General features: G+C 72.0%; 12 protein-coding genes and 1 pseudogene. 7 read left to right on the top strand and 6 right to left on the bottom strand.

From position 1 onward, the window contains the following. Window position 1: 1 nt before the first annotated feature. Complete coding sequence (locus IE124_RS12915; RefSeq protein ID WP_189507869.1) at window positions 2-535, bottom strand: GNAT family N-acetyltransferase; 534 nt, start codon at window positions 533-535, stop codon at window positions 2-4. 157 nt (window positions 536-692) lie between these two features. Here IE124_RS12915 and IE124_RS12920 point away from each other — a divergent pair, with 157 nt between their 5' ends. The 4 genes and pseudogenes from IE124_RS12920 to IE124_RS12935 all read left to right on the top strand — a co-directional run bounded on the left by IE124_RS12920 (window position 693) and on the right by IE124_RS12935 (window position 5031). Next, a complete protein-coding gene (locus IE124_RS12920; protein WP_189507870.1) occupies window positions 693-959 on the top strand; it encodes a DUF4229 domain-containing protein in 267 nt (88 codons plus the stop codon). Window positions 960-1355: 396 nt separating this feature from the next. Continuing rightward, window positions 1356-2702, top strand: coding sequence for a dicarboxylate/amino acid:cation symporter (locus IE124_RS12925; RefSeq protein ID WP_229832416.1), 1347 nt, complete (start codon window positions 1356-1358; stop codon window positions 2700-2702). A 170-nt stretch (window positions 2703-2872) separates the two neighbouring features. Further along, window positions 2873-3049: pseudogene (locus IE124_RS12930) on the top strand (TetR/AcrR family transcriptional regulator); the annotation flags it as partial. Between the two features lie 98 nt (window positions 3050-3147). Continuing rightward, window positions 3148-5031, top strand: a complete 1884-nt coding sequence (locus IE124_RS12935) for an AMP-dependent synthetase/ligase (RefSeq protein ID WP_189507872.1) — start codon at window positions 3148-3150, stop codon at window positions 5029-5031. Window positions 5032-5033: 2 nt separating this feature from the next. On the opposite strand, the gene IE124_RS12940 is transcribed toward IE124_RS12935, so the two are convergent. From IE124_RS12940 to IE124_RS12950, 3 genes are all read right to left on the bottom strand, one after another. Further along, window positions 5034-5687, bottom strand: coding sequence for a pyridoxine/pyridoxamine 5'-phosphate oxidase (locus IE124_RS12940; protein ID WP_189507873.1), 654 nt, complete (start codon window positions 5685-5687; stop codon window positions 5034-5036). Further along, on the bottom strand, window positions 5684-7024 hold the full coding sequence (locus tag IE124_RS12945) for an FAD-dependent monooxygenase (protein WP_189507874.1): 1341 nt from the start codon (window positions 7022-7024) through the stop codon (window positions 5684-5686). The genes IE124_RS12940 and IE124_RS12945 overlap by 4 nt, the downstream gene beginning before the upstream one ends. 118 nt (window positions 7025-7142) lie before the next feature. Further along, window positions 7143-8306, bottom strand: coding sequence for a thiolase C-terminal domain-containing protein (locus IE124_RS12950; protein ID WP_189507875.1), 1164 nt, complete (start codon window positions 8304-8306; stop codon window positions 7143-7145). Between the two features lie 106 nt (window positions 8307-8412). On the opposite strand from IE124_RS12950, the gene IE124_RS12955 reads away from it, so the two are divergent. Both IE124_RS12955 and IE124_RS12960 read left to right on the top strand, forming a co-directional pair. Beyond that, complete coding sequence (locus IE124_RS12955) at window positions 8413-9708, top strand: acyl-CoA dehydrogenase family protein (protein WP_189507876.1); 1296 nt, start codon at window positions 8413-8415, stop codon at window positions 9706-9708. Continuing rightward, a complete protein-coding gene (locus IE124_RS12960) occupies window positions 9709-10179 on the top strand; it encodes a nitroreductase family deazaflavin-dependent oxidoreductase (RefSeq protein ID WP_189507877.1) in 471 nt (156 codons plus the stop codon). Window positions 10180-10364: 185 nt separating this feature from the next. On the opposite strand, the gene IE124_RS12965 is transcribed toward IE124_RS12960, so the two are convergent. Continuing rightward, the gene (locus tag IE124_RS12965) at window positions 10365-11012 is read right to left on the bottom strand and encodes a TetR family transcriptional regulator (protein ID WP_055642901.1); all 648 of its coding nucleotides are present in this window, start codon (window positions 11010-11012) and stop codon (window positions 10365-10367) included. A 400-nt stretch (window positions 11013-11412) separates the two neighbouring features. Here IE124_RS12965 and IE124_RS12970 point away from each other — a divergent pair, with 400 nt between their 5' ends. After that, window positions 11413-12198, top strand: a complete 786-nt coding sequence (locus IE124_RS12970) for a VOC family protein (protein WP_189507878.1) — start codon at window positions 11413-11415, stop codon at window positions 12196-12198. Between the two features lie 44 nt (window positions 12199-12242). Here the strand turns inward: IE124_RS12970 and IE124_RS12975 are convergent, their stop codons facing one another. After that, complete coding sequence (locus IE124_RS12975; RefSeq protein WP_229832417.1) at window positions 12243-12842, bottom strand: hypothetical protein; 600 nt, start codon at window positions 12840-12842, stop codon at window positions 12243-12245. Window positions 12843-13016: the final 174 nt, after the last annotated feature.

A 13016-nucleotide genomic window follows, 5' to 3' on the forward strand; every position in this document is an offset into this window, starting at 1 on the left:
GTCAGTTCAGGGGCAGCAGCATGATGATGTCGTCGCGGTCGTCGCCGGGGGCGACCCGGATCGCGTCGGGGACGCGGCCGACCTCCTTGTAGCCCGCCTTGGCGTAGAAGCCGTCGACGCCGGTGCCGCCCCGGCAGGTCAGCCGGATCGCCTCGATCGCCTCGAAGCCCGGGGCGGTGCGGGCCGTCCGCTCGGCAGCGGCCATGAGGTCGGCGCCGTACCCCTTGCCCTGGTGGCGGGGGTGGACCATCACCGTGTAGAGCCACACCCAGTGGGTCATCAGCGGGTGGGTGTTGAAGGTGAAGAAGGCGGTGGCGGCGACCTCGCCGTCCTCGTCGCGGCCGACCAGCAGGCGCGTACCGCCCTCGGTCATGGCGACGAGGTGCTTGAGCAGCGCGGGCCGGATCTCGTCGGGGGTCACGGGGGGTACGAAGCCGACGGCGCCGCCCGCGTTGGAGACGTCGGCCCAGAGGGAGAGCACGCCGTCGCGCAGGGTCCGGTCGACGGCCGGGTCCACCTCGAACGTAAGGGTCATGAGTAGACACTACCTATTACCTACCGTGTGGCTCAAGGGGTGCCGGTCCCGCCCCGCCCAACCCCCCGCTCCCGGCGCGTGCCCCGGCCCGTGCTTCACTGGAGGCGCGCTCGTCCCGTATGGGAACTTTTCGGAACGGAAGAGTGGACTGACTGACATGCTCCGCTACTCGCTGATGCGGTTCGGCATCTTCGCCGGGTGCTTCTTCGCCCTGTGGGGTCTCGTCTACGTCGGCGCGCTGCCGCGCGGCCTGGGCGACTCGAACCTCCTCTGGGTCCTCGTCCTCGCCATCGTCGTCTCCGCCCCGCTCAGCTTCGTCCTCCTGCGCAAGGTGCGGGAGGAGGCGAGCGCCGAGGTCGTCGCGAAGGTCGACCGCGCCAAGGACCGGCTCGCCTCGAACCGGTCCCAGGAGGACATGCTGTAGCGCCGTAAAGGCTGCGTAAGCTTCCTCACAGACATCCACCCCAGGTAGGGCCTTCCAAGGCTCCGGCCTGGGGTGTTCTGCGTTTCGGAGGCGGAACGAGGCTCCCGCATCCCAAAGAATGGCTTTGAGGTTCTCAAAGTTCAAGTGTTAACGTGTTCGACATGACGACAGCAGTGCGCCCCTCTCATGCCGCGAGCACCCCGCTCGTGGCGCGCCTGCACGTCGATCTGTGCCTCCCCCAAGGACTCGGCTCCGCTCGTGCAGGGGGGACCCCCAGTATGTCCGCGGTCTGTTGCCGCGAGCTCTGACCCGGCATCATGCAGCGGCCCGCGTGAAAGCGCGTGCGTGCCGCACCCCCGTCCCGTATTTCCCGATACGCACCTGTGGAGTGTGTCTGTGTCCGCGTCCGCGAACGCACCCGCGCAGAAGTCCCCGGCTTCCTCGCGCATACCGAAGGTCCCCTTCTGGGCCCAGATCATCGCCGGTCTCGCCCTCGGCGCCCTCCTCGGCTGGATCGCCCGCAGCCAGGACGTCTCCTGGCTGAAGGAGACCCTCGGCCAGGTCGGCGACATCTTCGTCCAGCTGCTCAAGCTGGCCGTCGCCCCGCTCGTCTTCTTCGCGATCCTGGTGTCGATCACCAACCTGCGGAAGGTGAACAACGCCGCCAGGCTCGCCACCCGCACCCTGCTCTGGTTCATGATCACCTCGCTGATCGCGGTCGGCATCGGCCTCGCGATCGGCCTGATCACCAACCCGGGCGCCGGCACCGGCCTCACCCCGCAGGACGGCAAGCTGCCGAAGCGCGAGGGCTCCTGGATCGATTTCCTCACCGGCATCATCCCGACGGACGTCATCACGCCCTTCACCGAGCTGAACGTCCTCCAGATCGTCTTCATGGCCGCCGTCGCCGGCATCGCCGCTCTCAAGCTGGGCGACCGCGCCAAGCCGATCCTCACCCTCTCCGAGTCCGTCCTGGAGCTCCTCCAGAAGGCCCTGTGGTGGGTCATCCGCCTCGCCCCGCTCGGCACCGTCGGCCTCATCGGCTTCGCCATCGCCGACTACGGCTGGGACCTGATCGGCAAGTACGCGACCTTCACCGCCGACGTCTACATCGGCTGCGCCCTGGTCATGTTCGGCGTCTACCCGCTGCTGCTCGCGACGGTCGCCAAGGTCAACCCGATCCAGTTCTTCAAGGGCGCCTGGCCCGCGATCCAGCTGGCCTTCGTCTCCCGCTCCTCGGTCGGCACCATGCCGGTCACCCAGAAGGTCACCGAGCGCCTCGGCGTCCCGAAGGAGTACGCCTCCTTCGCCGTCCCGTTCGGCGCCACCACCAAGATGGACGGCTGCGCCGCGATCTACCCGGCGCTCGCCGCGATCTTCATCGCGCAGATCTTCGACGTGCAGCTCGGCATCGGCGACTACCTGCTGATCGCCTTCGTCTCGGTCATCGGCTCGGCGGCCACCGCCGGCCTGACGGGCGCGACGGTCATGCTGACCCTCACCCTCTCCACGCTGGGCCTCCCCCTGGAGGGCGTCGGCCTGCTCATGGCGATCGACCCGATCCTGGACATGATGAGGACGGCCACGAACGTGGCCGGGCAGGCTCTGATCCCGGTGATCGTCGCCGCCCGCGAGAAGATCCTCGACCACACCGCGTACGCGAACGCCTCCGCGTCCCCGATCGACGAGCTGGTCACGGTCGGCGAGACCGACGAGAAGGTCGCGGTCACGGCCGCCGCCTGACCCCGCAGGGCCGTCCCGCACGGCCTGTCCTGAACGCCTACGTGCCCCCTGCCCCGTCCGGCAGGGGGCACGTAGTCTTCTGCGGGGCAGCCGATTGATCTTGGAAACAGGAGTGGGTGCCATGGGTGACGCGGTGAGGACGCGGCGGCTGCCGCGGGGCGTGCGGGAGCGGTGGGCGGGACGTGGACGCGCTCGCGCAGGCGCTGGCGGGGTCCGCCGAGTCCCTGGCCACGTGGGCCGACGAGACGCCGGGGGTGACGGCGAAGGAGGCCGCCGCGACGCTGATGAACTTCGCGTGGGCCGGGCTCGGGAACCTCATGAAAAGCGAGCGCTGGTCTCCCCGTTGAGCCTTACTGCGCAGTAAGGTTACCGGCTAGTCAAAGGATCGTAGGGCTCAACGTACCGACGCACGACCTCAGTTCATCGCGCAGACCGAGGAGCCGCAGTGTCCGTCGTCACCGCCGCAACCGAGATCGAGCCGGTCGAGCCACAGAAGGTGCTGGTGGACGGGCGGGTACGGGAGGCCTCCGTCCCCGCCCTCGTGCCCCAAGTGCGCCGCGGCTCCCTCGCCGACCTGCCGTACGACAACGCCCGCCAGGACCCCGAGGCCGCCCTCTTCTCCCGGAAGGACGCCGACGGGCAGTGGTACGACGTCACCGCCGCCCGCTTCGCCGCCGACGTGCACGCCGTCGCCAAGGGGCTCATCGCCCACGGCCTGCGCCCCGGCGACCGGCTCGCCCTGATGGCGCGCACCACCTACGAGTGGACCCTGATCGACTTCGCCGCCTGGGCCGCCGGACTCGTCACCGTCCCCGTCTACCCCAGCTCCTCCGCCTTCCAGACCCGCTGGATCCTCCAGGACTCCGGCGCCGCAGCCTGCGTCGTCGAGGACCCCGAACAGGCCCGGCTGGTCTCCGCCGAGCGGCGGCAGCTCCCCGGCCTCGCCCACCTCTGGGCCCTCGACACCGGCGCCGTCGACCTGCTGCGCCGGGCCGGCTCCCGGGTCGCCGACGAGGCCGTCACCGCCCGGCGCGGCCTCCTCACCCCCGAGACCCTCGCCACCCTCGTCTACACCTCCGGCACCACCGGCCGCCCCAAGGGCTGCGCCCTCACCCACGCCAACTTCTTCGCCGAGGTCGACAACGCCGTCCGGCTCCTCCACCCCGTCTTCGTCTCGGAGAGCACGGAGCCCGCCGCCACCCTCCTCTTCCTGCCGCTCTCCCACGTCTTCGGCCGCATGGTCTCCGTCGGCTGCGTGCGGGCCCGGGTCCGCGTCGGCCACGCCCCCTCCGCCGAGGGCGACGAACTCCTCGCCGACCTCGCCTCCTTCCGGCCCACCTTCCTCCTCGCCATCCCGTACGTCATGGAGAAGGTCTTCAACACCGCCCGCGCCACCGCCGAACGCGGAGGCAAGGCCGCCGCCTTCGACCGCGCCGCCACCATCGCCCGCAGATACGGCGGGAGTTCCGCCCCCTCGCTCGGGCTGCGTCTCGCGCGGGCGCTGTACGACCCGCTCGTCTACCGGCGGATCCGCACCGCGCTCGGCGGCCGGGTGAAGTACGTGATCTGCGGCGGCTCCCCGCTGGGCGCACCGCTGGCCGAGTTCTTCGCGGGTGCGGGCGTCGCGGTCTTCGAGGGGTACGGCCTGACGGAGACCACGGCCGCCTCGACGGTCACCCCGCCGCGGCGGCCCCGCACCGGCACCGTGGGCTGGCCCCTGCCGGGCACGGCCGTCCGGATCGCCGACGACGGCGAGGTCTGGCTCAAGGGTGCCCACGTCTTCGCCGGGTACTGGGACGCCCAGCGCGGGGCGGCCGTGCCGTACACCGACGACGGCTGGTTCCCCACCGGCGACCTGGGCTCGCTCGACGAGGACGGCTATCTGCGGATCACCGGCCGCAAGAAGGACATCCTCATCACCTCGGCGGGCAAGAACGTGGCCCCCGCCCCGCTGGAGGACTGGCTGCGCGCCCACCCGCTGGTCTCGCACTGCATGGTCGTGGGCGACGACCGTCCGTACGTCACGGCCCTGATCGCCCTCGACCACGAGGGCCTCACGCACTGGCGGCGGATGCGGCACAAGGACCATCTCGCGCTCTGGGAGCTGACCCGGGACGAGGAGCTGCTCGGCGCGGTCCAGCGGGCCGTGGACGACGCCAACCGGCTGGTCTCGCGGGCGGAGTCGATCCGCGCCTTCCGGCTCCTGACGACCGAGTTCTCGGAGCGCTCGGGCCATCTGACCCCGTCGCTGAAGCTCAAACGGCGGGCCGTGCTGCGGGACTTCGCGCGCGAGATCGACGAGATGTACGGGGCGGGGGCCGCTCTCTAGTTTCACGGCCAGAGCAGCTCGCGGATCCAGCGCTCGTCCGTGCGGCGGTAGCGGAGGCGGAGGTGGCGGCGCCGCGCGTCGCCCTGGAAGAACTCGACCTCGGTCGGTTGGACCACGTACAGGGTCCAGGTGGGGGAGGGGGCGTCCGGTTCCGCCTCGGCCCGGCGCCAGGCCGCAGCGCTCGCCTCGGCGAGGGTCTCCGGGGAGTCCAGGACCTCGCTCTGCCGGCCGACGAGCGCCGACGCGAGGGCGCCGGTGGTGCGGGCGTGGAGGTCCGCATACGCCTCCTCGGGGGTGCCGGTGGTGACGGTGCCCCGGATCCGGACCTGGCGGCCCTGGACCGGCCAGTAGAAGCCGAGCGCGGCCTCGGGGCGGGCGGCGAGCTGGCGGCCCTTGGCGCTGGTGGCGTGCGAGGCGAAGTGCCAGCCGCGCTCGTCGGCGTCGTGCAGCATCACCGTACGGACGTCGGGCCTGCCGTCCTCGTCCACGGTGGCGAGGGAGAGGGTGTGCGGTTCGGTCTGGCCGGCCGCGACCGCCTCCGTGAACCAGCCGTGGAAGAGGGCGAGGGGCTCGGGCGGGGCGCCGGCCGGGTCGAAGGAGGGGAGCTCGGTGTCCCAGACCCGGAGGGAGTGGAGGGCGTGGTGGAAGTCGGTCATGCCGTCACGGTAGGACGCGGGGTGTCGTCGCCGGCGGCCGGAGTGGGGGTCGGCGTGGCGAGGGCGCCGGGGGTCGGTGCGGTGGCCGGGGCCTCGGTCGGCGTGGCGGTCGGGACGCCGTAGTCCTCGATCGGGACCGCGTTGGCCGCCGCCTGGATCCCGTCGCGGATCTTCTTCGCGATGAGGTTCTTCCAGGGGGTCTTCGGCAGGGTCCGCACCATGAGCATGCGCAGGGCGATCTTCCACTTGGAGCCGACCGTCATCTCCTTCACGAAGCCCTCGGCCATCTTCTGGTTCTGCTCCACGCCCGGCCGCATCCGCTCCTCGTAGCGGGCGAAGGCCACCGTGTGGTCACCGCCCGCCCGGGCCAGCTCGCCCGCCAGGACGTACGCGCCGGTGAGGGCGAGGCCGGTGCCCTGCCCGGAGGCGGGGGAGGAGCAGTGGGCGGCGTCGCCGAGCAGGACGACGCGCCCCCGCGACCAGCGGTCCATCTCGACGAGGGACATGGAGTCGAGGTAGAAGTCGTCGGCGTCGGCCGCGTGGCCGAGGAGGCGGGGGACCTCCCAGCCGTCTCCCGCGAACGTGTCGGCGAGCAGCCGCTTCTGCTCGGTGACGTCCCGGAGGTCGTAGGGGACGTCCTCGGGCGCGGAGAAGATGAAGAGGTTCTTGGCGTCCGTCTCGCCGGAGGCGCTGTAGACGCAGAGCAGCTTCTTCGGGAGGGCGTGGTACGTCTCCCAGCGGTCCAGGCCCAGGTGGTTGGGGGCGGTGAAGATGGAGATGTACGCGCCGAGGTGGCGCTTGAACCGCTCCTCCGGGCCGAAGGCGAGCTTGCGGGTGTTCGAGTGGAGGCCGTCGGCGCCGACGACGAGGTCGAAACGGCGGACGGTGCCGCTGTCGAAGGTCACGGTGACGCCGTGGGCGTCCTCCGCGAGGGCGGCGATCGAGTCGTCGAAGAGGTACTCGACGTCGTCGCGGGTGCGCTCGTACAGGATGCGGGCGAGGTCGCCGCGCATGATCTCGTCGTCCTCCTCGACGCGTCCGCCGAAGATGTCCGCGGGCAGCTCGCCGATGGTGCGGCCGGCGTCGTCCACGTACGAACCGCCGCGCATGTCCGTGGACTTGGCGCGGATCTCGTCGAGGACGCCCATCCGCCGGCAGACCTCGATCGCGGTGCCGCGGATGTCGACCTTGTAGCCGCCGGTGCGGAGCTCGGGGGCGCGCTCGACGACGGTGGGGGTGAAGCCGTAGCGGTGCAGCCAGAGGGCGAGGGCGGGGCCGGCGACGGAGGCGCCGGAGATGAGGACGGTCTTCGCGGCGGTCTTCGCGGTGCTGCTCATGGCGGACTCCTTGTCGGTGGTGCGGGCGTCTCCTTGCCCGCACCGATGACTATACGGATGTCCTACACGACTGTCTATGACGCTTGTATAGATTCTTTGGAGGGAGGGCGCCGGCGGCTCAGTCCCGGCCGAGCACCACGGTCCCCGAGGAGCAGAACCAGCCCCCCGTCCCCGACGCCACCGCCAGGCGCGGCAGCGAGCCGTCCGGCCGTCGCACCTGCAGTCCCGGCGCCTCTCCGCGCAGCTGCCGCACCGCCTCCACCAGCAGGAACAGCCCGCGCATCCCGGGATGGCAGGCCGAGAGCCCGCCACCGTCCGTGTTCACCGGCAGCCGGCCCTTCTCCCCGAAGAACGCGCCGCCCTCGCCCTTCGCGCAGAAGCCCAGGTCCTCCAGGGTCACCAGGGTCATGTAGGTGAAGGCGTCGTAGATCTCGGCGAGGTCGACGTCTGCCGGGCGCACCCCCGCCCGCTCGAAGGCGAGCCGGCCGCTGACCGCCGCCGGGGAGACCGTGAAGTCCTCCCACTCCGACATCGTCGTGTGCGAGACGTGCTCGCCCGTGCCGAGGATCCAGACGGGGGCCGTCCGGCAGTCCCGCACGTACTCCTCGGCGACCAGCAGCACCGCGCAGCCGCCGTCGCTGCGCAGGCAGCAGTGCAGCTTGGTGAACGGGTCCGCGATCATCGGGCCGTCCAGGACGTCGTCGACGGTGATCGGGTCCCGGAACATCGCCTCGGGGTTGAGCGCCGCGTTGGCCCGCGCCTCCACGGCGACCCCGGCGAGCTGCTCCAGCGTCGTCCCGTACTCGTGCATGTGGCGGCGGGCGGCCATCGCGTACTTGGCGATCAGCGTGTGCCCGTAAGGGACTTCGAACTGCAGCGGGCCGCGCGAACCGAAGGAGAGGTTGGCGGTGCGGCGCCGGGCCCGGATGTCGGCGCGGGCGGTGGAGCCGTAGACGAGCAGCACCGCGTTCGCGTGGCCGGCGGCGATCGCGTTGGCGGCGTGCGCCGCCATGACCTCCCAGGTGGCACCGCCGACGGCCGTCGAGTCCACCCAGCGGGGGCGCAGGCCCAGGTATTCGGCGACCTCGACCGGGGCGAGCGTGCCGAGCCCCGTCGAGGCGAGGCCGTCGATCAGCGAGCGGTCGAGGCCGCTGTCCGCGAGGGCGCGCCGGGCGGCCTGGGCGTGGAGTGCGTACGGGGTGGCCTCGTCGACGCGTCCGCAGTCGGAGAGGGAGACGCCGACGACGGCGACGCGGCGGGGGCTGCGTGGAGTGGCGACCATGAATCTGACGGTACATCAGATTTCCCGAATCGGGACCGGCGCTTCTCTGGGCAACCGGCACTGTACCGCCCTAGCATGACGGACCGTCAGATACGGAGGGAGCTCCATGGACGCCGCCGACACAGCAGCCGACGCCGACACAGCGGCCGACGCCGACAGGGCAGCCGACGCCGACACGGCGGCCGAGGCCGCCGCGCTCACCGGGGAGCAGCAGAGGATCCGCCGCACCCTGCGGGACCTGCTCGCCGAACGGACCGGACCGGAGGAGAACCACGCCGCCACCGCCACCCCCGAGGGCTACGACCCCGAGCTCTGGGCCCGCCTGTCCGCCGGCCTCGGCCTCGCCGGACTCGCCCTCCCCGCGAAGTACGGAGGAGGCGGCCACGGCCCCGCCGCACTCGCCCTCGCCTGCGAGGAGACCGGCCGCGCCCTCGCACCCTCCCCACTCCTCGCCACCGCCGTGCTCGCCGCCCCGCTGATCGCGGCCCTCGGCACCCCAGCCCAGCGCGCCGAACTCCTCCCGCGCCTCGTCGACGGGAGCCTGACCTCCGCCCTCGCCGTCCCTGGCGGCTCCCTCGCGCTCGCCCTCGGCCTGACCGGCGACAACACGGCGGAGGACTGGTCGGGCGGCGGCCGGGCCGGCGGGATCCAGGCGCGCGCCGTCGCCGCGGGCGACGGGGACGGCTCCGGCGGTGGAGGCTGGCGGCTGTACGGAGAAGCCGCCCAGGTCCTCGACGGGCACAGCGCCGACCTGCTGCTCGTCGCCGCCCACACCGGCGGCTTCGCCCGGAGCCGCACGCTCCTCTTCCTCGTGCGGGAGCGGGAGGGCGGGACCCCCGGACTCGTACGGACCCGGCGGAACGCCCTCGACCTCACCCGCCCCCACGCCACCGTCGAACTCCGCGACGCCGAGGCCGAACTCCTCGGCGAGGAACCGGCCGACGTCCTCGGCGCGCTCGCCGCCACCGGCCGCATCGCCGCCGTGATGCTCGCCGCCGAGGCGGTCGGCGCCGCCGGCGCCGCGCTCGACCGGGCCATCGCCGGCCTCGGCCCGCGCGCCCGCCCCGGCCACCGGACCGCCGGAGCCCTCCAGGCGGCCCGGAGCACCCTCGCCGACCTCTACGTCCGCGTCGAGGCCGCCCGCTCCCTGACCTACTGCGCGGCCAGGGAGTCGGGCCCCGGACCCGAGAGCGGGCCGCTCGCGCTCGCCCAGGCCCTGGAGGCGCTGCGCGCCACCGCGGGCGAGGGCGTCCGGCTCCACGGCGGCGGCAGCACCGGGGAGCGGGAGGCGCGGCTCTTCTACCAGCGGGCCGCCTCCGACGAACTGCTCTTCGGACCCGCCCGGCGGCTGCGCGCCCGGGCGGCGGAACGGACCGGACTCTTCGGAGAGGTGGCGGCCTAGATGCCCGTCGGCGTGAGACTGATGCAGAAGGTGTCCTCGACCCGGACGTTCGCCCGGATCGCCCCGCACGTCATCCCGGCCATGGACAAGGCCGTACACCGGCTGACCAGGGGAAAGGTGCTGCTCAGCGCCCGGATGCTGCCGGGGGTGATCCTGACCGCGCGGGGCGCGAAGAGCGGCCGGCCACGGGTGACGCCGCTCGCCTGCATGCCGGAGCCGGACGGCGGCTGGCTGCTCATCGGCTCCAACTTCGGCCGTCCGGGCCACCCGGCCTGGACGGCGAACCTCCTCGCCCACCCGGACGTCGAGGTCAACTGGCGGGGTGAGGACGTCCCCGTACGGGCGGAGCTCCTCGTGGGGGAGGCCCGGGCGGCGGCCTGGAAGTCGGCGCTCGCGTTCTGGCCGCCGTACGCCACGTACCAGCAGCGGGTGGAGCGCGAGATCAGGCTCTTCCGGCTGACCCGGCGCTGACCCGGCGTGACCCGTCGCTGACCCGGCGCCGACGCTCCACTCGGGCCTCCGGCCGGGAACGCCGACGCTCCATTCGGACCCTCCGGCCGGAAAACGCCGACGCCGACGGCGGTATCCGCTCCGTGGGGGCGGAGCGGGACCGCCGTCGGCGTCGACGACAGGACGGGTGGAGGAGGCGGGAAGGGCTATCTGGTCGGCTTCTTGCCGGTGATGCCCAGGTGGACCAAGAGGGCGAGGTTCGGCTTGAGTTCGGCCTGCTTGACGCCCCAGGTCTGGAAGCCCTTCTGGTGGCCGGCGACCGAGGCCAGCATCGCCACCAGGGAGCCGGCCATGGCGGCCGGGTTGACCTCCTTGTCGACCTTGCCCTTGGCCTGGAGCTCCTTCACCGCGTCCGTGAGGGAGTTGGTGACCGAGTTCAGGATCTTCATGCGGATCTTGTAGAACCTCTTGTCGCCCTCGGCGGCACCGAGGTCCACGACACGGAGGATCGCGTCGTGCTTGCGCCAGAAGTCCAGGAAGCCTTCGACGAGTTCCTCGGAGGTCTGCCAGCCGGCCTTGCCGACCCAGGAGCGGCCGGAGACGAGCTCGGTCAACCCGGCGCCCTCCTTGGCCATTTCCTCTGCGATCTCGAGAACGGCACCCTCGACGTCCGGGAAGTACTGATAGAACGTCGCGGGTGAAGTACCCGCCTTCCGGGCCACATCGATGACCTTGACGTCCCGGTAGGGCGAGGAGCTGAGCATCTCACCGAGGCAGTCGAGCAGCTTCTGCCGCGTCGCCTGACCGCGTCGTCCGGCCACGCGGCCGTCGACGGTGCGTACTTGTCCTGTCATGCCGTCAGCTTACCGAGGGGCGATCGGCGCGCGATTCGGCCGAGTGCAAATGGGGTGCGGCCCTGTTCCAGGGGCGTTCTCCGAGGTCGGCTCGGCGTGGCGGCCCGCAGTGGAGGGGGCGGGTTCAAGCCATGAGGCGGGCAGCCCGCCAAGGTCGCCGGACCGCCGCCGGACCGCCCCCGGACCGGCACCGCCGGGCCCCCGCCGGCCCGTCCCCGCACCGCCGCCGGACCGGCCGGAGGAGACCCGTACCCGAATAGGCTTATGAACAGCCTGTGGACAACTTCGGTGGACAACTCAAGCGTCCCAAGGGTTCCGGGCCCGCGAGGGCCCCATAAATCGCCTTTATGTTCCCATGTCGGGGCGTGCGGGAGGCCCTCCGCCGACCTAGCGTGGAACCATGGCCGTACGCACTGAGGGCACCCCGTGCTGGGTGGACGCACAGCTTCCCGATCTCGAAGCGGGCAAGCGCTTCTACGGTGAGCTCTTCGGCTGGACCTTCGACCCCGACCGCGACGAAGCCCTCCTCGACGGACGCAGGGTCGCCGGGCTCCTCCCCAAGCGGGACGGTCGTATGCCCACCACCTGGACCGTCTACCTCGCCACCGAGAACGCCGGAACCCTCTCCGCCCGGATCAAGGCCGCCGGCGGCCAGATGGTCATGGAGCCCTACCCCGTCGGCCCGTTCGGCGTCATGGCGCTGGCCGCCGACCCCGGCGGCGCCGTCTTCGGGCTCCGCCAGGCCGGTGACGACGACGGCTTCGAGAAGACGAACGAGCCGGGTGCCTTCTGCTGGATGGAGGTCTACACCCGCCGGCCGGACGCCGTCGACACCTTCTACGCCACCGTCTTCGGCTACCTCGGCCGCCAGGCCGACGCCGACGACGAGGGCCGGGACCCCGGCTTCGACTACCGCGTCTGGTCGCCCCCCGGCTCCCGGCCCGGCGACGACAGTGCCTTCGGCGGGCGTGCGGTCATCAGCGACGACTTCCCCGTCGAGATGCCCGGCCACGTCCTCGTCTACTTCGTCGTCGTCGACTGCGACGAGGCCTGCGAGACCACCGTCCGGCTCGGCGGCCGGGTCGCCACGCCGCCCTTCGACACCCCGCACGGCCGCATCGCCGTCCTCCACGACAACCAGGGCGCCCGCTTCGCCGTCCTCTCGGAGCCGCCCGCCACGCCGTGAGGATTTCCCTCCGGATGGCTCCGGTATGACCTGTGACACCGTCCCTAGGGACCGAGTGGGAGCTGTTCCTGTTGCCAGGGCTCGTGCTCAGCCGCGTGCCCCGAACGGTTTTGGGGACGCTGGTCGCCCGCGTTCGCCCGGCGTCCGGGCGGCACGGATCGTGTCCGTGGTCCGGGGATGCGGGGGCGGGTTTCCTCGCGCCCAAGGTCGCCCGGTCCGGCCTGGACGGTCCGATGCCCCGCACGATCACCCCGGTCGTGTGGGGGCGGTGCCGTCCGACGCCGGATCGGGTGTCCTTGGGCGCGTCTTCCGATGGCCACGGCAGCTGCGTCGTGGCGCGTGGTCTTCCCGGTCTTGCTGGCGAGCGGCTTCTGCCAGTGCTGTGCGCCCCACTTGCCGGTGTAGGCGGGGTCGACGGCGACGATCGTGATGCCGGTGGCGTCGGCCATGGAGGTCAGCCGGGCCTTGAGTCTGGAGGTGGGCATGCCGGAGACGAGTTGCCGGAACCGACGCTTGCGGCCGTTCTTCTCCCTCGTCCTCTCTGCCGCGAAGTCGAGGTCCTCGATGGCGATCGCGCGAACGTCGCAGGCCAGGGCCCAGTGGAGGAGGCGGGTGAGGGCGTGCGCGCCCACGAGCTCAAGCATCCGTTCGTCCCCGGGCGTGGCCTTTGAGTCGAGTGCGGATCGTCACACCTGACGACCCGGGGCCACGTAAGACGGCTCGATCGCCCGTAGAGCGGAGTCAGGCATGCGGGCCCGCCCCGAGTGGCCAGGGGAGAGAGACCCCAACCGTCACCGTCCGCAGATGCGACGGGCACT

The sequence above is a fragment of the Streptomyces narbonensis genome (genome assembly GCF_014649015.1).
In the GTDB taxonomy this organism is placed as follows: domain Bacteria; phylum Actinomycetota; class Actinomycetes; order Streptomycetales; family Streptomycetaceae; genus Streptomyces; species Streptomyces narbonensis.

What these genes read in the sequence shown, in the direction of transcription:
- IE124_RS12915 (WP_189507869.1), bottom strand. Translation starts at nt 535, where the DNA reads ATGACCCTTACGTTCGAGGTGGACCCGGCCGTCGACCGGACCCTGCGC.
- IE124_RS12975 (WP_229832417.1), bottom strand. Translation starts at nt 12,842, where the DNA reads ATGCTTGAGCTCGTGGGCGCGCACGCCCTCACCCGCCTCCTCCACTGG.
- IE124_RS12960 (WP_189507877.1), top strand. Translation starts at nt 9,709, where the DNA reads ATGCCCGTCGGCGTGAGACTGATGCAGAAGGTGTCCTCGACCCGGACG.
- IE124_RS12920 (WP_189507870.1), top strand. Translation starts at nt 693, where the DNA reads ATGCTCCGCTACTCGCTGATGCGGTTCGGCATCTTCGCCGGGTGCTTC.
- IE124_RS12965 (WP_055642901.1), bottom strand. Translation starts at nt 11,012, where the DNA reads ATGACAGGACAAGTACGCACCGTCGACGGCCGCGTGGCCGGACGACGC.
- IE124_RS12945 (WP_189507874.1), bottom strand. Translation starts at nt 7,024, where the DNA reads ATGAGCAGCACCGCGAAGACCGCCGCGAAGACCGTCCTCATCTCCGGC.
- IE124_RS12940 (WP_189507873.1), bottom strand. Translation starts at nt 5,687, where the DNA reads ATGACCGACTTCCACCACGCCCTCCACTCCCTCCGGGTCTGGGACACC.
- IE124_RS12970 (WP_189507878.1), top strand. Translation starts at nt 11,413, where the DNA reads ATGGCCGTACGCACTGAGGGCACCCCGTGCTGGGTGGACGCACAGCTT.
- IE124_RS12950 (WP_189507875.1), bottom strand. Translation starts at nt 8,306, where the DNA reads ATGGTCGCCACTCCACGCAGCCCCCGCCGCGTCGCCGTCGTCGGCGTC.
- IE124_RS12955 (WP_189507876.1), top strand. Translation starts at nt 8,413, where the DNA reads ATGGACGCCGCCGACACAGCAGCCGACGCCGACACAGCGGCCGACGCC.